General features: G+C 46.3%; 16 protein-coding genes. 6 read left to right on the forward strand and 10 right to left on the reverse strand.

The window, feature by feature from the left end; genetic code table 11:
- Positions 1-145: 145 nt before the first annotated feature.
- Together DWV53_RS11835 and DWV53_RS11840 are read right to left on the reverse strand one after the other, a co-directional pair.
- Positions 146-784: an HAD family hydrolase gene (locus DWV53_RS11835; RefSeq protein ID WP_118154126.1), complete on the reverse strand. Its 639-nt coding sequence runs from the start codon at positions 782-784 to the stop codon at positions 146-148.
- A 51-nt stretch (positions 785-835) separates the two neighbouring features.
- On the reverse strand, positions 836-1924 hold the full coding sequence (locus tag DWV53_RS11840; protein WP_118154129.1) for a glycerate kinase family protein: 1089 nt from the start codon (positions 1922-1924) through the stop codon (positions 836-838).
- A 234-nt stretch (positions 1925-2158) separates the two neighbouring features.
- Here DWV53_RS11840 and DWV53_RS11845 point away from each other — a divergent pair, with 234 nt between their 5' ends.
- Both DWV53_RS11845 and DWV53_RS16195 read left to right on the forward strand, forming a co-directional pair.
- Positions 2159-2437, forward strand: coding sequence for a xenobiotic reductase B (locus DWV53_RS11845; protein ID WP_118154132.1), 279 nt, complete (start codon positions 2159-2161; stop codon positions 2435-2437).
- Positions 2438-2457: 20 nt separating this feature from the next.
- On the forward strand, positions 2458-2580 hold the full coding sequence (locus DWV53_RS16195) for a hypothetical protein (RefSeq protein WP_259318980.1): 123 nt from the start codon (positions 2458-2460) through the stop codon (positions 2578-2580).
- A gap of 15 nt (positions 2581-2595) precedes the next feature.
- Here the strand turns inward: DWV53_RS16195 and DWV53_RS11850 are convergent, their stop codons facing one another.
- Genes DWV53_RS11850 through DWV53_RS11860 form a run of 3 tightly spaced genes read right to left on the reverse strand, consistent with a single transcriptional unit; the run spans position 2596 to position 5595 of the window.
- On the reverse strand, positions 2596-3327 hold the full coding sequence (locus DWV53_RS11850; protein WP_118154135.1) for a response regulator transcription factor: 732 nt from the start codon (positions 3325-3327) through the stop codon (positions 2596-2598).
- A gap of 17 nt (positions 3328-3344) precedes the next feature.
- Entirely contained in the window at positions 3345-4865 is a 1521-nt protein-coding gene (locus tag DWV53_RS11855; RefSeq protein ID WP_118154138.1) for a sensor histidine kinase, read from the reverse strand.
- A gap of 40 nt (positions 4866-4905) precedes the next feature.
- Positions 4906-5595, reverse strand: a complete 690-nt coding sequence (locus DWV53_RS11860; protein WP_147329674.1) for a hypothetical protein — start codon at positions 5593-5595, stop codon at positions 4906-4908.
- A gap of 230 nt (positions 5596-5825) precedes the next feature.
- Here DWV53_RS11860 and DWV53_RS11865 point away from each other — a divergent pair, with 230 nt between their 5' ends.
- Positions 5826-7874 carry an outer membrane beta-barrel protein gene (locus tag DWV53_RS11865; protein WP_118154141.1) on the forward strand — a complete coding sequence of 683 codons (2049 nt, stop codon included), beginning with the start codon at positions 5826-5828 and terminating at the stop codon, positions 7872-7874.
- 75 nt (positions 7875-7949) lie between these two features.
- Here DWV53_RS11865 and DWV53_RS11870 read toward each other — a convergent pair whose 3' ends face one another.
- The 3 genes from DWV53_RS11870 to DWV53_RS11880 form a co-directional block, all read right to left on the reverse strand.
- A complete protein-coding gene (locus DWV53_RS11870) occupies positions 7950-9632 on the reverse strand; it encodes a RagB/SusD family nutrient uptake outer membrane protein (protein ID WP_118154144.1) in 1683 nt (560 codons plus the stop codon).
- 12 nt (positions 9633-9644) lie between these two features.
- Positions 9645-12299, reverse strand: coding sequence for a SusC/RagA family TonB-linked outer membrane protein (locus DWV53_RS11875; protein ID WP_259318981.1), 2655 nt, complete (start codon positions 12297-12299; stop codon positions 9645-9647).
- Between the two features lie 228 nt (positions 12300-12527).
- The gene (locus DWV53_RS11880) at positions 12528-12743 is read right to left on the reverse strand and encodes a fibronectin type III-like domain-contianing protein (RefSeq protein ID WP_118064005.1); all 216 of its coding nucleotides are present in this window, start codon (positions 12741-12743) and stop codon (positions 12528-12530) included.
- A 324-nt stretch (positions 12744-13067) separates the two neighbouring features.
- Here DWV53_RS11880 and DWV53_RS11885 point away from each other — a divergent pair, with 324 nt between their 5' ends.
- Both DWV53_RS11885 and DWV53_RS11890 read left to right on the forward strand, forming a co-directional pair.
- A complete protein-coding gene (locus DWV53_RS11885; RefSeq protein ID WP_022121596.1) occupies positions 13068-13505 on the forward strand; it encodes an Hsp20/alpha crystallin family protein in 438 nt (145 codons plus the stop codon).
- A gap of 237 nt (positions 13506-13742) precedes the next feature.
- Positions 13743-15728 carry a heavy metal translocating P-type ATPase gene (locus DWV53_RS11890; RefSeq protein WP_118154150.1) on the forward strand — a complete coding sequence of 662 codons (1986 nt, stop codon included), beginning with the start codon at positions 13743-13745 and terminating at the stop codon, positions 15726-15728.
- Between the two features lie 183 nt (positions 15729-15911).
- On the opposite strand, the gene DWV53_RS11895 is transcribed toward DWV53_RS11890, so the two are convergent.
- A complete protein-coding gene (locus DWV53_RS11895) occupies positions 15912-16391 on the reverse strand; it encodes a PaaI family thioesterase (protein ID WP_118154153.1) in 480 nt (159 codons plus the stop codon).
- A gap of 310 nt (positions 16392-16701) precedes the next feature.
- Here DWV53_RS11895 and DWV53_RS11900 point away from each other — a divergent pair, with 310 nt between their 5' ends.
- Positions 16702-17742: a carbohydrate porin gene (locus DWV53_RS11900; protein WP_118154156.1), complete on the forward strand. Its 1041-nt coding sequence runs from the start codon at positions 16702-16704 to the stop codon at positions 17740-17742.
- Here DWV53_RS11900 and DWV53_RS11905 read toward each other — a convergent pair.
- Positions 17732-18757, reverse strand: a complete 1026-nt coding sequence (locus DWV53_RS11905; protein WP_118154159.1) for a lysylphosphatidylglycerol synthase transmembrane domain-containing protein — start codon at positions 18755-18757, stop codon at positions 17732-17734. The two genes, DWV53_RS11900 and DWV53_RS11905, sit on opposite strands and share 11 nt — an antisense overlap.
- Positions 18758-18826 lie beyond the last annotated feature (69 nt).

The following is an 18826-nucleotide window of genomic DNA, read 5'->3' on the forward strand; positions in this document are numbered from 1 at the left end:
CTATAAAAAAATGAATAAAAGATTATTTTACCTGCTTTTTTATTCTACAAGCGATAAAATAATCTTTTATTCATTTCCTGTTTTATTCTTTTACTTCTTGATTTTATCTTTTTACTCCTTGAGCATTTTATGTTTTCAGAAACATTTATTCTTTTACGATTTCCAGGAGTTCTGCGAAATCATCGATGATCCATTCGGCAGAGGCGAGCTGCTCACGGGTTCCGTTGCCATAAGTCACGGCACAGGCCTTGCAGCCGGCATGATGCGCCATATCTACATCGAAGTTCATATCGCCCACTACAAGGGTTTCATCTGCCGTTCCCTTCATCTCCTTCAATGCCTTGAAGACCATATCGGGTGCCGGCTTCGCATGCTCCACATCATCGCCTGCAACAATGGAAGAGAATATATCCTCCAGCTGCATCTGATGCACGTATCCATCCAGCGAGCAATGGTTCCTGCTGCTGGCCATTCCCAGAATAAAACCCTGACGGTGCAACGCTCTCAGGGTTTCTATAACATGAGGGAAGGGCTGCACGATCATCGTCTTTTTGTTCTCCAGGAAAATCTCGCGATAGGTTGCTGCGCATTCCATTCCCTCCTCAGCACTCATTCCGAAGAGCGAAACGAAGGCCTCATCCAATCGAAGACCGATGGTCTTGGCACAAGCCTCCTCCGATTTCACTTCCAGCTTTCTTGCACGCATCGTATCCTGCAGGGTCTTCACAATGAGACTCTGCGAATCGCCGATGGTTCCATCAAAATCAAAAATTATATACTTCATTATTCTTACCTTATTTGAAAACGGTCACAAAGGTACAGATTATAACTGAAACTACAAAGCAAATTGCTCACGAATTACCTTTATTATGTTATTACGAGCCACTTCTGGCTTCATCGCCTCATCCAATGGCATTTCTTCAGGAGTAACCTGAACAACTCTATCAAAACCTGCATCCAGCATAGCCTTTCTATCGCTAACTCCGCCCGATACTAGCCATATTTTCTGATTGGTAACATGCTCAAGAATTCTTTGCGGCAGTTTCCCCATCAAGGTCTGACGGTCGCTATGACCTTCGCCCGTAATCACGAGATCAGCATTCTGAATGAGCACATCAACCTCTATTTTCTCTAAAAGCAGTTCAGCCCCTGGACGAGCCTCTGCATTGAAATATTGCAGGAATACATAACCCAGTCCTCCGGCCGCACCAGCCCCAGGAGCCTCACTCCTATCATATCCGAAATGCTTGGCGCTTACCTCGGCAAACTTCCTCGCCCTATCATCCAACATCTGCACCATCTTAGCATCAGCTCCCTTCTGAGGGGCAAAGACATGAGCCGCCCCGTTTTCGCCGCAAAGCGGGTTGGTAACATCTGAAGCCAGCACAAAACTGCATTCCTGTCGGATTTTCTTCCAGTCGTCGCCCATCGCCTTAAGCATTCCAATGCCGCAATCGGATGTGGCGCTGCCGCCCAAGCCCACGATGAAACGGCGCACGCCCCGGCGATAAGCATTCATAATCATCTCGCCCACGCCCCAGGAAGTAGCCTTCATCGGGTTGCGCTGTTCAGGCTCAATCAGAGCCAGTCCGGCAGTCTGCGCAATCTCGATAATCCCTGTATCATCCACGATTCCGTATTCCGCCTCAATCCATCTCATCAGCGCATCATGGGCATGAATCTTCACTCGCTCTCCCTTCATCGCCGAAAGAAAAGCATCGAGCATTCCCTCTCCCCCATCACTCATTTCCAGGGTAATAATTTCGGGAGAAGCATCATCCGCATTCCATTCCTTCACTCCCGAAGCAATCGCCTCATTCACCTCTCTGCTCGAAAGGCAACCCTTATAAGAGTCGCAAGCAATTATTATCTTCTTATATCCAGCCCCATCCATCAGTCTGAGGCCATCATTTTTCCTATCCATATCCTATTTATATTATATCATTCCAAGAATCATCGCCTATCAAGCGATTCCCCTTTCAGCCCGCAAAATTAGCCATTATTCCTGAAACCACAAACCTTTTTTGGAAAAACTTTCAAAAACAGATGCTTCAGATAAGAGCTGATAGAAAAAAGAGGTTAAAACATTTGGCTATTAAAAAGATTCCTCGTATTTTTGCAGTAGATTTTTCAAAGGTTTTCTAAAGGTTAAAGGCTTATGTGCAAATATGAAGAAATAGAAGGTTGGCGACTCTCGAATGGCAAGACGATTCGGGAAACCAACAATGCCGTACACGATGAGGTGGAACGAATCTACCTGGAAGCGTGGGCGAAGGGTATTTCCGTGCCGTATTTTGAAAACGGAAAAACCTATCTTGCTAATCCTGATGGAAGCGATGTAGAAGCAACTCTTGATTTTGCGACACGCGAATATACTATCATAAAACAAGTTGCAGCTCCAGGAAAGGGGAAAATGAGTTACTTACTCCATGCATAATCCTCAAAAAAATTGCAACTATGACACGACGACTAGAATTCACCATTATTGCAGGACCAAACGGAGCTGGAAAAAGCAAACTTGGTCCATTCTATTCAAGTGTAAAAACATTCGATGCGCTTGTTGATGGCGAGGAAGAATAGTTCTTTTACAAGATTCTAGCAAATCATTTTATACCCAATTCCCCTCACATTGATGATTCTGATATTTTCATCGGCAGATAACTTGTGGCGGAGCTTGGTGATGAAAACATGAAGACTGCGGGAATTGAAGAAGCTGTCATCGCCCCAGAGTTGCAGGAGAATATCCTTGCTCTCTACCACATTGTTCTTGCTCTCCACAAGCATGCGAAGGATTTCGGATTCACGATGTGACAGTTCTGTATCCTTACCTTCCAACTGCAGAATCTGACTGGTAACATTCAGGCGATAACGACCGATGGAGAGCCATTGAACAGCAGCATCCGGATTATCAGGAGAAACATTTCCCCCTTCCTGTTCTTCAGAAGAAATATTTCCTGCAGAAGCCCGATGACAAAGCGACTTGATACGGACGATGAGCTCCTGGATGGCAAACGGCTTCTTCAGATAATCATTGCCACCCAATTCAAATCCCTCTACCACATCATTCACCGCCGAACGAGCCGTGAGGAAAAGCACAGGGGTACGGGAATCCGTCTTGCGGATACGGCGCACCATCTCGAAACCATCCATTTTGGGCATCATCACATCCGCAACCAGCACATCAGGCTTCTGTTCATCGAACATACGAAGCCCCTCTTCGCCATCATGCGCCGTGCGCATCTCGAAGCCCTGCGCCTCCAAGGTGTCGCTCAGAATCATCGCCAAGGATGTTTCGTCTTCTACCAGTAATACTTTTATCTTATTCATTGTTTCTTTTTTACTTTTTACCTTTTTACCTTTTTACCTTTAAGAAAATGCAGGGTGAAGCAGCTTCCTTTTCCCGGCTCGCTTTCTACGGAAACAGAACCGCCCATTTTCTCCATCAGGCTCTTGACATAGAAAAGCCCGAGACCATAGCCCTTGACCGTATATTTATTGCCATCCATCACCCGATAGAACTTGTCGAAAATATAAGGCAATTTATCGTGGGCAATACCGATTCCATTATCTGATACGGAAACCAGCACTTCATCCTCGGCTTTTCGGAAAGCCTTGATTTCTATCTTCACGCTATCTTCAGAATACTTGATGGCATTGTCTATGAGATTGCTCACGATGTTTGAGAAATGCATCCGGTCGACATGAACCATCAGATTTTCCGGTTCTACGGACAATGAAATATTCACCTTTTTATCCGTTTTTTCTCCTGATTTCACTTTCAGCTGATGCTGGGAGATTAATGGTTCAATCACCTCTTTCACTGGAACTTCCACGATATTGAACAGCATCGATTTCCGTCGTTCCATACTCATCGACAGAATCTTCTCCACCAATCCGCTGAGCGTCTGCAACTGCTCCTGGGCGATGGTGAGATACTTGCGCGCCTTATCAGGATGCTGGAGCATTCCGTAGTTCAGCAGGGAGTCGGTGGCAGCATAGGCTACGGCTATCGGAGTCTTCAATTCGTGCGTGATATTATTGGTGAAATCACTCTTCATCTCATCAAGCGTCTTCTGCTTGAGCATCGTATGAATCAGGAACCAGAAGACGAAAGCCAGGATGAGCATGATGAAGAGCGATGTGGCAAGGATGCCTGCCATCTGGCTGAGCACAGTCATCGTAAGCGGCTCTAGGGTGAGGACATATTTCTCCTCATTCGCCTCCCCCTCATTACAAACCACATATTGGTATTGCTTGGCATTGGCGGAAGGCACATACCCCTTCGTCGTCACTTTCGCCAAAACCTTCTTTCCTGCAAAAAGCTGAATCTGATGCGGAAGCGGATGAATATCGTCGCCCACCAACAAACTGTCTGAAAGCATCTTGACAACCCATGCACTGTCATAGTCATTGATGTCTGGTTTGGCGATTTCATTCAATTTGCCAAACAGCGCTTGTTGTACCATAGTTGCCAGCTTGCCCGACATCATCATCATCAATTCCTGGTCCTTGTCATCTTCACTACGCTTCTCTTGCTTGGTAAAAATTGTTTGAACAGACTGAACGATCTTTCCTCCACGAACCTTTTTCACCTTTACCTTTTGATCTATATCATCGTCTTCATCCATAGAAAAAGCAACAGTACCCGTCAGTTGTCCATGAGGCCCTTTATCATCATTGCGCAATCGTTCGATTCGCTTCTTCATCTCCATGAAGTGAGCGTACTCCATTCCACCCTTAATTTTCGCTTCAACCTCCTTTTCCTGAGACTGATAAAGCCCCACGAGCCAATAGGTCTGATATGCGAAGATGCAGACCAGAGCCGTGATGACGAGCGTAACTATGTATTTAAGATGTAACTTCATTCTTTCCTTTATTAAAAATTTTTTAAGATGAATTCAATACTCATTTTCTGAAAATCGGATAAACCTCCGTGGTATTCTTCCATCCCCATTTACCATTCTTTTGTGGCGCAAACTCTCGTCCCATCTTGGCTCCTATCCCCCAATGTTGATTGAACATCACTTCCATGAAGCCACCATAGCTGCTCTTGGGATTGAAAGGAGACATGATGACGCTTCGAGGGTCAGAGGTTTTCGTTGGAACATATTGTCCATAGAATCCCACTGTGAGCCAGTCGTTTACTTGATAAGCCATTCGTCCACCAAAAGAAGCTTTGGTGAGATTGCCAAATCCATATACTCCCGTGTTTATCTTTTCTATCCCGACATAAGGAGAAAAAACAAAACGCCCGAAATTTTGTTGATAAACAACCCCTGCAGTCTGCCTATTCATCAGTCCTGGGACTTCAATACCCGAAGAATATACCGCCATCGTACCCAAATTCGGGGAAAGAAGAGAAATATGAGGTATTGCATTCGGCGCAATCTCCAAAGGTTTTCCTTCTTCCGACATCCAAGGTGCATTCGATTCAGAGTAATAAGATTTGCCTTGAAGTACAGGAAATCCACCGAGCGAAGGACGAGAATATTCCAACGACATACCTTCCTTAGGTAAAGATGCCTTCGGAATGGAATCCAAAGAAACACTCTTCACTTCCTGTGCTTGCATTACCAATGTACAAAAGCAAGCCATAACTGTCAATATGAATATTCTTCGTTTCTCTTTCATGCTTGCAAAAGTAATAAAAAAGAAGATAAGTAAGATACTTTTCAGGGAATTATTTCTGATTTGATAAGACTAAATAACACTTCTGATAAGACTTGATAATCAAAATTCCTTGCTGACACGAGATTTTTGCAGTACTTTTGCAACCGAAATCGGGAGGGTTCCTTCCGAAAGAACGATAAAAAGATAAGAAGAATATGAAAAGATTGGTTATATTAAGCGCTTGCCTGGCCATTAGTCTTGCCGGCTGGGCACAAGGAAACAGAAATGATTCCCTGAGAATGGACAGCATCATCCATTCCCTCCCCGATGTGATGGTAAAAGGCAAACGACCTATCGTAAAGGTGAAAGGAGCAGCATTGACCTATGACCTGCCTCAACTCATCAAAAACCATCCGGTGGATAATGCCTATGAAGCCATCAAGCAACTGCCTGGCGTGAGCGAACAGGATGAAGCCTTGACCCTCAACGCCCAATCCGTAACCGTGATGATAGACGGCAAGGCTACCACCATGACGAGCGAGCAGCTCTATTCGCTTCTGAAAACGATTCCTACCAGCCGCATCGCCAACGCTGAAGTCATCTATTCAGCCCCAGCCCGCTATCAGGTAAAGGGACAGGTCATCAACCTCCTGTTGAAGCACAACACAGGCTTTCACTCCCTGCAAGGCGAGCTCTTCGGCGGCTACACCCACCAGAACCGCAACAGTTACACAGAGCGCGCCTCCTTGCTCTTCACCAACAAGAAATGGGAAATAGACATGCTCTATTCTTTCGGTCATGGCAAGAGATATTATTACTATGAAAATGAGTTTGCCCACACCTTGACTGATGGCACTTCCTATGCCTTCTCTACACATAGCAACAATATCAAACGCCATCTCAACCACAACATCCGACTGAGCATCAACTATCATCTGGCGAAAAATCATCAGCTCAGCTTTGCCTACACCTCACAACTCAATAACACGAGAGGAACGTCAGAGGATGATGGCGATTTCACATCCCTTCTCAGAATCCATGCAAAGAGTCAGTTTCACAACTTCCGCCTGGATTACTCCACACCATTCGGTTTCTCGGCTGGAGCAGAATACACCTATTATAATTCACCGGATGAACAATGGCTAAAAAGCAGTCTCTACGATGAGATTTACGACATCACAAGCCAGCAGCGAATCGACAAATGGCACGCTTACCTCAAGCAGGAGTACGACTTAGGAAAAGACTGGGGCTTGAACTACGGCATCAATTACACCACATCAAGAGACAAGAGTTCGCAGGAAAGCAACAACAAATCTTCTTATGGCAACACCATTCAAAACGAAGATCAAATGTGTTTCTACATCGGAGCCAGCAAGTCATTCGGACAAAAACTCACGATGGAAGCATCGCTCATGGAAGAATATTACCACACCCCAATCTGGGATGAGTGGAACCTCTTCCCTACACTCTCCATCACCTATCTTCCAAAAGCTGGACACATCATCCAATTCGACTTGGATTGCGACAGAGACTACCCTACCTATTGGTCGGTGAAGGACTTCACCACCTATAATGCGGGCGGATATGGAAAGATTGTTGGAAACCCGACGTTGAAGCCATCACGAGACCTCAGCCTCTCGCTTACCTATATTCTGCACAGCAGATACGTGGCAAGTCTCTTCTTCAACAACTCGAAAGATGAATTTCGTCAGCTTCCTTACCAGAGCGACGAGAAGAAGGAGATGGAATACAAGCATGTCAACTTCGAACATGTAAACCAGGTAGGCTTGATGCTCACAGTCCCAATCAACATAGGCAACTGGTGGCAGAATCGCCTTACTTTCACCGGCGTTTATCAGAACGACAAGAATTCCCATTTCTATGATCTTCCATTCGACCGCAGCAAATGGTTCTGTCAAGCCCAGTGGAACGGCACTTTTCTCTTTGGCAAGCATGTGCTTCTCAACCTAGATGCTTCCGTCCATACCGACGCCATCCAAGGAATCATCGACATCCCAGCCTCAGGCTATCTCAACGCTGCCCTCACCTGGAAGCCTCTCAAGGATGACAAGTTCCAGCTGAAAGCCTACTGCAACGACATCTTCGAGACAGGCGACAATCATCTGCACGACACCTACCGAGGTCAGCACGTCATCAACAACATGTACTTTGGCAGAATCATAGGCCTCTCCCTCACCTATCGTTTCGGCGGCTACAAGGCCAAGCAGCATGAAGAAGTAGATACTTCCAGATTTGGGAAATAAAAACAAGAAAAGCTCACCAAGACCATCAAAGTCCTGGCGAGCTTTTCTCGTTTCATATACTCTATTCAAGTTTCTTTACTTCAAAATATTGACATATCCCTTATTCTGTACCAATTCAGAATTTAAATCAATGCATTTCTGAGGAATCGGGAAGACAGTGGTGTAGCCGGAGGATTCACCCTGAAGAGGCGTACGGAGATCGTAGGCACCGGTGAATTTGCCGAAACGGATGAGATCCTGACGACGCCATCCTTCCCATACCAACTCCAGCAACCGCTCTTCCAGAATGTTATCGAGCGTAGCCTTACGGTAAGGCATTCCCACACGGGCACGAATCCTATTCAACTCCTCATCGCCATTCTCTCCGTTTCGGACCTTTGCCTCTGCCTTCATCAATAAAGCATCTGCATAGCGGAAAAGAACTATGTCGTTACTCTGCAACTTGCCGTCCATATAAGAGGTTCTATCCACCTCATACTTCGCCATCCTCGCTCCAGCCGTCTTGACAAACTTACTGTTGGTCAGGTTTTGAGCCACTTCAAAAGGCTGATACTCCAACGGTTTTCCATTATCCATCAGCAGTTCATGACCATCTACCTTTACCACTCCCGCCACAAAGTTCATCTTGCAACGGGCATCTTCATCAGCCTCGCCATAATGATTGGCTTTCATCGTAGAAATCGTGGCACAGGTACCATTCTCACTTCCCCATCCCAAGACACCGCCATGCGTATAATGGTAAGAGCGGAAGAGATAATGGAACTGGTTGGTATAGATATTCTTATCCATCGGAATCGTGAAGATATTCTCCTTCGATGTCTCATTATGCGTAGAGAAATTGAATGAATCATCCGACTCCAGGACATAGCCTTCTTCTGCCAGTTTATCACAATAATAAATGCAGGTTTCCCAAGCATTCAACTTCCTGCAGTCCACCTTATCGCCATTACGCAAAGAGGCATCAGAAGCCGGCACAGAGAAATGAATGTCACTTCCCTTCGGACGGCTCGCATAACCCTGGGTCCAGTCATCATACATATAGATTTCTGCATTCAAAGCCAACTTCGCCAACAGAAAGTTGACTACCGGCTGGGTGATGCGACCATAATAATTACCTTCCTTATTGCTGTGCTGGTCGGGAAGTGAAGGCAATACCTGCTGCAACTCCTGAAAGACAAACTGGAAGATAGAACTGCGATCTGTCTGCCCTTGGAACAGGCTGGAATGGAGCTGTTCTGCACTGGAAAGGACCAATGGAACCCGACCGAACATGTCCATAGCATAGTAATAGTACATAGCCCGGATGGCTCTTATCTCTGCCCGATATTCCTCCTGCTGTGCGGCAGAAAGCAGGGCCGACTTGTTGCTGATAATATCCAAAGACTTATTAGCCAGCACGATAACCTTATAAAGGTACTTCCACGTATCATAAAGAGACTGGTCATCGGCACTCCACCGATGCTGGTACATGGCATTCCAGAGGCCACCATCATACCAGTCGCCGCCTCGAATCGGAATCATCGCCTCATCGGTGGTCAGCGTATTATAATCGTAAATACCACGGCAGGTGCCCTGGATGCCCTCACTCTCGTTAGCTCCACCTATATAATTATAGAGAGAAGCAACGGCATTGATATAAATATCAGATGCAGAGCCATAGATGGCATCCTCGTCCAACTGATCCTTAGGATGTTCGTCCAGGCAGGATGTCATAGACAATGCCGCCAGCAGCAGAAATAAAAATCTATATCGTTTCATAACTTTCTGATTTTAGAATTGAACACTTAAACCCAATGAGAAGGTTCTGTAAACAGGATAAGTCCGCTTATCATCAATACCCATCGTACTGTTCACCACGTAGCTGTTAATCATCGGAGTCAAGCCGCTGTAACTGCTGATGGTGGCAAGATTGTTGACACTCGCCGAAACTCTGAGCGACTGCACCACGCCCTTTCGGATAGGGATATCATAGCCCAGCGTGAGATTCTCTAAGTTGAGATAATCGCCCTTCTCCAGCCAATAATCAGAAACATTCTGGTCAACGATATTCTTCTCAGGAGCTCCCTTCAGCACATTATAATCCGGGAAACTCGACATATTGGTGTAGGCTAAGCCCGTACCATTGAATATCTTATGTCCGAAGGCTCCGTTCATCTGCAATGAAAGATACCAGTCGCGATAACGGAAACTGATATTGGAACCCAACGTTACCTTAGGAGTAGCCTGACCGGCAATATATCTGTCACCGCCATCACTCAAATCTACGGTTCCGTTCTTGTCCAAATCTTCGATATCATAGCGGTAATGCCCATTTCCATCTTCTATAATCCCCCTGCAATGAGGAAGATAGAATACCCCCAAAGGCTGACCAACTATCTGATAGACCACATTGTTGTAACCACCATGCTGACCGGCACCCGACAAGGCACCCATCGCAGTAATATCGGCTGCCGACATCTGCATTCCGTCATATTCACCACTCAGCGAGAGGAGTTTGTTCTTCTGCCAGGAGAGATTCATATTGATATTCAGTTCCATGTCCTTCTTCTGGATAGGAGTGAAGGAGACGCCGACCTCCAAACCCTGGTTGCTCATAGAACCCAGGTTTGCCAACAGTTTATCATAGGCAAAAGGCGGAACCGGCACATCATAGGCATAGAGCATGTCGGTGGTCTTGGAATAGTAATATTCTGCCGTCAGAACCAGCCGGTTGTTCCACAATCCCAAATCAGCTCCGATATTCCAGGTAGCGCGGGTTTCCCACTTCAGATCAGGATTGTTATTGCTAATCATTCCCATCGTAACCGTAGGAGAACTGTTCACCGAAACAATACCATTCTGCCGCACCGTATTCAAAGTGGTATAAGAAGATATTCCGCCAAGATTACCTGAGCGTCCATAGCCCGTACGCAGTTTCAGCATGGTAATTTTCTGGAGAGAACGGAGCCATTTCTCCTGCTTCATATCCCAGGAAAGAGAGACGGATGGGAAGAACCCCCAGGTATGGTCATTGCCCACCATCGAAGAACCATCGCCACGCATGGAAACCGAAAGACTATACTTATTATATAAGGTGTAGTCGACATTGCCCATCACAGAAGCCAGGGTCGGATCTTCGTACTTGCTGTCTGTCCCACCGAAAGGCCGTGATGCAGCAGCACCTATGTTATGGTAATACATGTCGTTGTTGGTGATTCCCTTCGCAGAAGTCCAGAATCCCGTTCGGATATCCTTCTGATATTCTGCACCCACCATTGCCTTCAGATTGTGGATTCCCCACGAATGCTGATAGTTAAACGATACATTGGCAAGCCAGTCCTCGCTCTTGAACTCCCCACGATAGAGATTGCCCTGCGCCCAAACCCAGGTAGGACAGAACTGGTTGTTCTCGTTGGAAGCATAACTGTATGCTCCGAAGGCAGAAACACTCAGAGAATTTGTCATATCATAGTTCAACTTCAGATGAGCATTAAAGTTCATGTTCTTCGTATCATTACGCTCCTTGAGCAAGGCACCGGGAGGATTCACCTGAGATGCAGCCCCATTCTTCACCCAACTGCCGTTCAGCTTATCATAAGGATAAGTAGGATTCATGGCATCGGCAGAATAGAAAAGCATCTGACTGTCGAAGATATTATTGTTCTTGAAAGACGAACCGAACACGCCGAAATCTCCCGTCAGTTTATCGCCAAACGCCTTCTGGGTGACATCAATCTTAGCCACCAGATTACGATAGCCCTTGCTCCGAATAATCGTGTTATGGTCGATATAGCCAAAAGAAGCGCGGTAGTTGCTCTGCGGAGTGCCACCGCTGAAGGCCAGATAATGGTTCTGAATGTTTCCGGTTCGGGTAATCGCCTTGCGGAAATTGGTATCATATCCCTTATTGTTATACTCCAGCCCATACTTCTGTGCAGCAGCTATGTATTCGGCGGCATTGAGCATCTCCATACTTTTGTACATCGCCTCTATACCATAGTTTCCCTCGTAAGAAATCTGAAATCCCTTACCCGTACCCTTTTTGGTTTTTACCTGGATAACGCCCGAAGCACCACGAGAACCATAGAGTGTCGTTTCGCTGGCATTCTTCAGTACTGTAAAGCTCTCTATATCGGCGGGATAGATTGTAGCAAGCGTCGCCACATCAGAAGTAACACCATCAATAATCACCAGAGGATCATTGCCGCCCATGATAGAAGTTGTACCGCGAACCCGGACGGAGTTCAACATAGCAATACGGTCAAGACCATTAGTAGTGACGTTAACACCTGCCGTCTGTCCGCTCAAGGCATCCAGGGCATTATTGAGCACACCCTTCTTCAGAAGTTCAGGCTCCACTACACCCACCGAACCTGATAAGCGCAAGGAGTCTAGCCCTTCGATGTTCACAGACTGAGCACTGAGGGTTTGTGGTGCAAGAATCATCGCACCCATCGCATAAAATATGATTTTTAAGTTCTGTTCCATAACTATTTCATCGTTTAGTCAAGGTTCAAATCGATTTTCGATTGCAAATATAATAAAAAAGAGTGATTCAAAGTCCATTTCCTTGAAAAAACTTCAAAAAAAACGCAGGCTTAAGAGTTAAGACAGAAGAAAAGCTCGCCAAGACGTTCAAAATCTTAACGAGCTTTCTCTTTTTATATCAGTATTTTATTTCACTTTCACTTCTATCACATTCTTCGCAGCCTCAGCACTCGAACCACCTACGAAGATCTGATATTTGCCGGGAACCACACGCATGGTATTGGTCTGGGAATCCCAACCCTCGAAACTCTGGCGAGGCAGACTGATGGTTACCTGCTGCTGTGCGCTGGCAGAAAGCGACATCGCCATCAGCATCGCCATAAAAAATAGTTGTTCCTTCATTGATCTTATATTATTTATTCGATTTATGCTTTGATTTTTAAGTTGGTGACAAAGTTACACTTTTTTGTTGAGATAACCGCATCATCTGGCAGAAAAGTTTAAAATATTTATCCTTTCGTGCCAACATTACCACTTTCAGTCCGCTGGCACATAAGTTGCAAAAACAGAGAGTGAAAGCTGAAGCTAAAAGATAAAGGAGTTCGGAAGAATGACGGAGTTTCGAGGCGAAAGCAAAAAAATAACAAGAATATTAACAAGCAGAAATCCCGACGGAGCCGTAAGGAACCGAGAGGACGAGTAAAATAAAATTTGGAGGTTTTAATTATGTTGTTAGCACGTAGAAATAATGATTCAGATTGGTTGAGTAACTTCTTTGATGATACTTTATTCAATACCGAAGTAATGTCACGTATGAATGCTACTGCTCCTGCCATTAACATCAAGGAGACAGATAAGAATTACATCATGGAGGTTGCAGCTCCTGGTTTGAAGAAAGAGTGGGTTCGTGTAAACATCGATAACGATGGTAATCTGAACATCGCCATCGAGAACAAGATGGAACACAAGGATGAAGACAAGCACGAGCACTATCTGCGCCGCGAATTCTCTTACAGCAACTACCAGCAGTGTTATACGCTGCCTGAGGATGCTGATCGTGAGAAGATTTCAGCAAAGGTAGCTGATGGTATACTCGAGGTCGAGATTCCAAAGCTTACTCCTAAGGAGGAGGCTAAGACAACAAAGAACATCGAAGTCAAATAATCATCTCCCATAAATGATGGAGGCAGATTCCAAAGCAATTTGGAACCTGCCTTTTTTTGTGTCCTTACCTGAAACATCGCATTTTCATCTACCTTATTATAATGATTTTTATGGAGCAGCCAAAAGTTTTTTACCATAAATCTTTTTTCTTCCATAATTAATATGTAATTTTGCAGGCAGAAAAGCAGACATGAAAACTTCTGCTTATAGATTTCAGAATATTAATATAAGAAACAGATGAAGAAAACAATTCCAGTAATAGGCATGGCTTGCAGCGTATGCTCTGCCAATGTTGAAAAGAAGCTGCAGTCGCTAGAAGGCATCAACTCTGCCTCGGTTTCCCTGGCGAGCCGAACTGCCCTGGTAGATTATGACCCCGACATCATTTCTCTGGAAGATATGAAACGGGAAATCAGCAACGCCGGCTACGACCTCGTTATCGAAAACGACAGAAGCGTGGAGGAAATCAACCGCCGTGAGTTCACCCTCCTGCGCCGCCGAACCCTCGCCTCCTGGCTCTTCGCCATCCTGACCATGTGTTTCTCCATGGGCTGGATTTCCCTGGGTATGGAACAGAATATGATTTCAGATGGCGTTGCTTCGGCTCATCATACCAGTTCCTTCGCCAACCAGATTTGTCTGCTTCTGGCACTCGCCAACCTGCTCTACTGCGGCAAACAGTTTTATGTTTCCGCCTGGAAGCAGCTCCTGCATCATACGGCAAACATGGATTCACTCGTAGCACTCAGCACCCTTATCGCCTTCCTCTTCAGCACCTTCAACACCTTCTTCGGAGAAATGGTATGGGGAGCGAGAGGCATAGAATGGCACACTTATTTTGATGCTTCCGTGATGATCATCACCTTCGTGCTGACCGGCAGATGCCTGGAAGAAAAGGCAAAGGACAGTACGGCGAGCAGCATTCGCCAGTTGATGGGAATGCAGCCGAAAACCGCCCGACTGGTGACTTACGAGAAGATAGAAGGCACCAACGACTACAAGATGGAAGAAGTTCCGATTTCCACCATTCAGATAGGCGACATGATAGAAGTAAGAGCCGGCGAGAAGATTCCGGTGGATGGCGTGGTTACCCAGGCAGAGAGTTTCATGACTCCCGATGCTGCCTATGTAGATGAAGCGATGATCAGCGGCGAACCGACTCCGGCGATGAAAAAGGCAGGCGACAACGTGCTGGCAGGCACCATTCCGAGTCAGGGAAAGCTCCGCATGAGAGCCAAGCAGATTGGCGAGAACACCGCCCTGGCACACATCATCCGCATGGTTCAGGAGGCGCAGGGCAGTAAGGCACCCGTGCAGCGCATCGTGGATAAGGCGGCTCTGATTTTCGTTCCAGCCGTAGCAGCCATCGCCCTCATCACCTTTTTAATATGGTGGCTAATAGGCGGCAACGCAGCTCTTCCGCAGGCCATTCTTTCAGCCGTAGCCGTATTAGTCATCGCCTGCCCTTGCGCCATGGGCTTAGCTACTCCTACCGCCCTGATGGTGGGCATCGGCAAGGCGGCGCAGAAGCAGATTCTCATCAAGGACGCGTCGGCACTGGAGAATCTCCACAAGATCAACGCCCTCATCATCGACAAGACCGGCACCCTCACCATTCCTAACCAGAATATCGATTTCACCAAGCAGGAGGATTTGGATCTGGAGACGAGAGAGACCCTCAAGCCTCATGCCCAGGAAGCAATGAAGCAGTTGCAGGAAAGGGGAATAGAGGTCTATATGATGAGTGGCGACAAGGAGGAAGCGGCTCACTACTGGGCAGAGAAAGCCGGCATCAAGCATTACCAGAGCAAGGTGCTGCCTGGCGACAAGCAGGCATTGGTAAAGAAACTTCAGGACGAAGGCAAGCAGGTAGCGATGGTGGGCGACGGAATCAACGACACCCAGGCTTTGGCCCTTGCCAACGTGAGCATGGCGATAGGAAAGGGAACGGATGTGGCGATGGATGTGGCGCAGATTATGCTGATGAGCGACGACCTCCTGGCGCTTCCAGAAGCCGTAAAACTGAGTCAGAAGACGGTTCACATGATTTGGCAGAATCTCTTCTGGGCGTTCATCTACAACATCATCTGCATCCCGCTGGCAGCCGGCGCCCTTCATATCTTCGGCATTGATTTCCAGATAACCCCGATGTGGGCAAGTGCCCTGATGGCCTTCTCAAGTATAAGCGTAGTGCTTAATTCGCTGAGACTGAGATTGGCGTAAATGAAAGAAAATGGCAGGTTCCTGATGCATTAATTGGAAGCCTGCCATTATTTTATCCCCTACTTAAATACACTTTTCCTATGAAAACAAGGGGCGAAAAATACACTTTTCCTCTAAAAATAGGGACCGAAGACTACACTTTTCCAAAAGAAACAGGATTTTAGCCTTAATAGGACATGGATTTCACCCCATAGCCTCCCCTTCTACCTTGCAGCTGTCGAACCCCATCTCCTTGGCTTTGTCAGGACCGAAGGTAAAGTAGATGGCTTCGCCCTCATCACAAACCTCGCCTTTGGAGTTCTCCAGAGTCAGGTGGATGGTGACGATATTGCGGCGCTGACTGGCGATGCGACCACGCACCGTAATCTGCGAATCGGTGGTCATCACAGGCTTCTTGTACTTCACGTTGAGCTGCATCGTCACACCCGTTGTCTGCAGTTTGCGGTTGATAACCCAGCCTGCCACTTCATCCATCAGCATACTGATGATTCCGCCATGCAGGGTGTTGATCCAGCCCTGGTAATTCTCGCCGGGATTCCAGATGGTAAGTACATCCTCACCCTCTTCCCAAAACTCAAGATGCAATCCTACAGGATTGTTTGGGGCACAGCAAACGCAGTTGTAACCCTCCTTGTTCAAATATGGATTTAATATCTTCTTCATTTTCTAACTTTTTTAAACAATGCAAAGGTACGAATAATATCTGATAAGACAAAGTTTTTAAAAAATATTATTGTTGGTAGCCGTTTAATACCTAAAAATAAGAACAGAACAGAACCTTCCATCCATATAAGAGAACCACAATACCTATAAATGGGGATAACAAAGAGCACTCATCTATTTAGACTAAATAAAAATACTAATTATTAAGTATTGCAGGATTTTAAAATATCAAGTATCTTTGCAGCGTGAATTAGAAAGATGCTCGCAGACGGCGGGCAAGTGAACAAGAAATTATACAAAACATTAAGAAATGAAGAGAATTATTTTTATTATTTTAGGCTGCATCCATATCTGCCTTGCTTATGCACAGAGCTTTAACGGACAATATATTTCTGAATGGCAATGGGACATGAACAAGAATACCAATCTGACTAACCAGCTGAGATTGGAACTGAGTGTTCCGATAGGAAAAGGAAAGGATTCGTTCGAGGCGGCTACGCTGCATGTGGCAAAGACCAACGATGGCATTATTGATGACTGGCAGGGATTTTCGAACATAGATGCAGACAATAACTTCGCCATGCTTGCCGTGCTGGGCTACATGCACGAGTGGAATTCGGGCCATCTGTTTGTGGGTGTGAGGAATGTAAACGAGGATTTCTTTACCTCTGATGTTACGGCACTTTTCCAAAACAGTTCTGAAGGAATTTTTCCTACGGTTGCTTCAAGCTATCCGATAGCCAACTATCCGTATTCGGGCTTGACCCTTTATTTTGATGTAACCAAGGGAAAATGGACATTCAGAAACAGTCTGTATAATGGTGTGGGATATAATGGCTGGAAAGCCCACGACAATCCCTTCCTGGTTCGCCCGAAGAAGGATGGAATCTTCAACATGTCGCAGTTGGAGTATGAACATAAAGGTGGAAAATATTTTGCGGGTGCTGCCGTCCATACCCGTCAATATCCGATAAACGAGGATGGCGAAATGGTTTCTGCCGATGAATCCAAGGGCAAAACAACCTGTGGCTGGTGGATTTACGGAGAGCAGAGCGTTTGGAAGGCAGGCGACAAGAACATTTCGTGCATGGTGCAATATTCCGAGAACACCAGTCATCAGAATGCCTGCTACCGATACGCTGAACTGGGCGGCGCCTATCAGGACGAGAAGAACGAGTGCGGATTGTCGGGCCAGTACGCCCGCTTCCAGCAGGGTTCGGAATATTCGCTGGAAGTAACGTGGAAAAGACAGCTGACGGAATCCATTTCCCTTCAGCCATCGTTCCAGTACATCAAAAACGACAATGGAGATTTCACGGCTCTTAGTGCCCGACTCTATGTCAGTTTCTAGCAATCCATTTCGGCAAGACCAGGGTGCCCATCACCAGGAAAGGGTAATAGAAGATGGCGCGCCAGAGCATGGCGGCAAGGATGGCTACTGAGGCATCGGGCAGGAAATCGGCATAATAAAGGCGGAACATCAACTCTGCCACGCCACTTCCGCCAGGCGTAGGACTCAGAATGGAAATCATCCACATCACCCATTGGCGGCACCAAGCCACCAGCATGTTGCCCTGACAATGGAAGGCAATGAGAATAGCTACCACGATGGCGAATCTCGACAGCCACGCCAGGGAAGTATAACCCATCAGCTGCAGCCAGAATCTTCCGCCCTCCAGCTTTGCCTCCTCCGAAGCCATCGTCATCTCCTCGGAAAACTTCTCTACCTTAGGCAGGAATCTGCGAAGGAAAGGAATCTTGCAGCATCCCTTCAATACCCAGCCCAGAATCTGAGGACGATGCAACAATAAGAAGTAGAGGATGGCCGTCCAGACAGCAACGATAAAGGTGCTGACGATGAAGATAACCTGCACTCCGCCCTTAATCCATTCGTTCGTAGCATCCACAGAAATCCCCACTCCATCAACCAAGCTGAACAAGAGATGCGATGGAACACAGAAATAGAGCAACACGCAACTGATGGCAAGAAAAGCCTCATCAGCCAGCAGGGCTGCAAACATGGTGAAGATACTTCTGCCCATAGAAACTCCCTCGCGATTGAGATAGACAAAAGCCAAACCACTTCCCCCCACCGCCGAAGGAGTGACGGCAGAAGTAAACTCGCAGAGCACATTGATGCGGAACGCCTCGGCTACGGATAACTTACGCTGGCAGAGATGACGGAAACGGAGGGTGAGCATCAGATTCTGGACCGCAAAGAGCAACACGCCCATTACTACCCCCAGAAAGAACCTGGGAGACAAATCTATCCTGCTCAGAACTTCCACATCAAACTCCCGAATCATCATTCCAACGATGACCACCAGTCCGATGGAAGCCGCCAACCATAAATGCCATTTTTTCATATTACTCTCAAAATAAAACTATACCTTATTATATCAATACTGCGTTAAATTAATATTTAATCGTCTGAA

It is taken from the genome of Segatella copri (genome assembly GCF_003465495.1).
GTDB lineage: Bacteria > Bacteroidota > Bacteroidia > Bacteroidales > Bacteroidaceae > Prevotella > Prevotella copri_G.

Coding starts and splice junctions, on each gene's coding strand:
- DWV53_RS11835 (WP_118154126.1), bottom strand. CDS start 784: ATGAAGTATATAATTTTTGATTTTGATGGAACCATCGGCGATTCGCAG.
- DWV53_RS11840 (WP_118154129.1), bottom strand. CDS start 1,924: ATGGATAGGAAAAATGATGGCCTCAGACTGATGGATGGGGCTGGATAT.
- DWV53_RS11845 (WP_118154132.1), top strand. CDS start 2,159: ATGTGCAAATATGAAGAAATAGAAGGTTGGCGACTCTCGAATGGCAAG.
- DWV53_RS16195 (WP_259318980.1), top strand. CDS start 2,458: ATGACACGACGACTAGAATTCACCATTATTGCAGGACCAAACGGAGCT.
- DWV53_RS11850 (WP_118154135.1), bottom strand. CDS start 3,327: ATGAATAAGATAAAAGTATTACTGGTAGAAGACGAAACATCCTTGGCG.
- DWV53_RS11855 (WP_118154138.1), bottom strand. CDS start 4,865: ATGAAGTTACATCTTAAATACATAGTTACGCTCGTCATCACGGCTCTG.
- DWV53_RS11860 (WP_147329674.1), bottom strand. CDS start 5,595: ATGGCTTGCTTTTGTACATTGGTAATGCAAGCACAGGAAGTGAAGAGT.
- DWV53_RS11865 (WP_118154141.1), top strand. CDS start 5,826: ATGAAAAGATTGGTTATATTAAGCGCTTGCCTGGCCATTAGTCTTGCC.
- DWV53_RS11870 (WP_118154144.1), bottom strand. CDS start 9,632: ATGAAACGATATAGATTTTTATTTCTGCTGCTGGCGGCATTGTCTATG.
- DWV53_RS11875 (WP_259318981.1), bottom strand. CDS start 12,299: ATGATTCTTGCACCACAAACCCTCAGTGCTCAGTCTGTGAACATCGAA.
- DWV53_RS11880 (WP_118064005.1), bottom strand. CDS start 12,743: ATGAAGGAACAACTATTTTTTATGGCGATGCTGATGGCGATGTCGCTT.
- DWV53_RS11885 (WP_022121596.1), top strand. CDS start 13,068: ATGTTGTTAGCACGTAGAAATAATGATTCAGATTGGTTGAGTAACTTC.
- DWV53_RS11890 (WP_118154150.1), top strand. CDS start 13,743: ATGAAGAAAACAATTCCAGTAATAGGCATGGCTTGCAGCGTATGCTCT.
- DWV53_RS11895 (WP_118154153.1), bottom strand. CDS start 16,391: ATGAAGAAGATATTAAATCCATATTTGAACAAGGAGGGTTACAACTGC.
- DWV53_RS11900 (WP_118154156.1), top strand. CDS start 16,702: ATGAAGAGAATTATTTTTATTATTTTAGGCTGCATCCATATCTGCCTT.
- DWV53_RS11905 (WP_118154159.1), bottom strand. CDS start 18,757: ATGAAAAAATGGCATTTATGGTTGGCGGCTTCCATCGGACTGGTGGTC.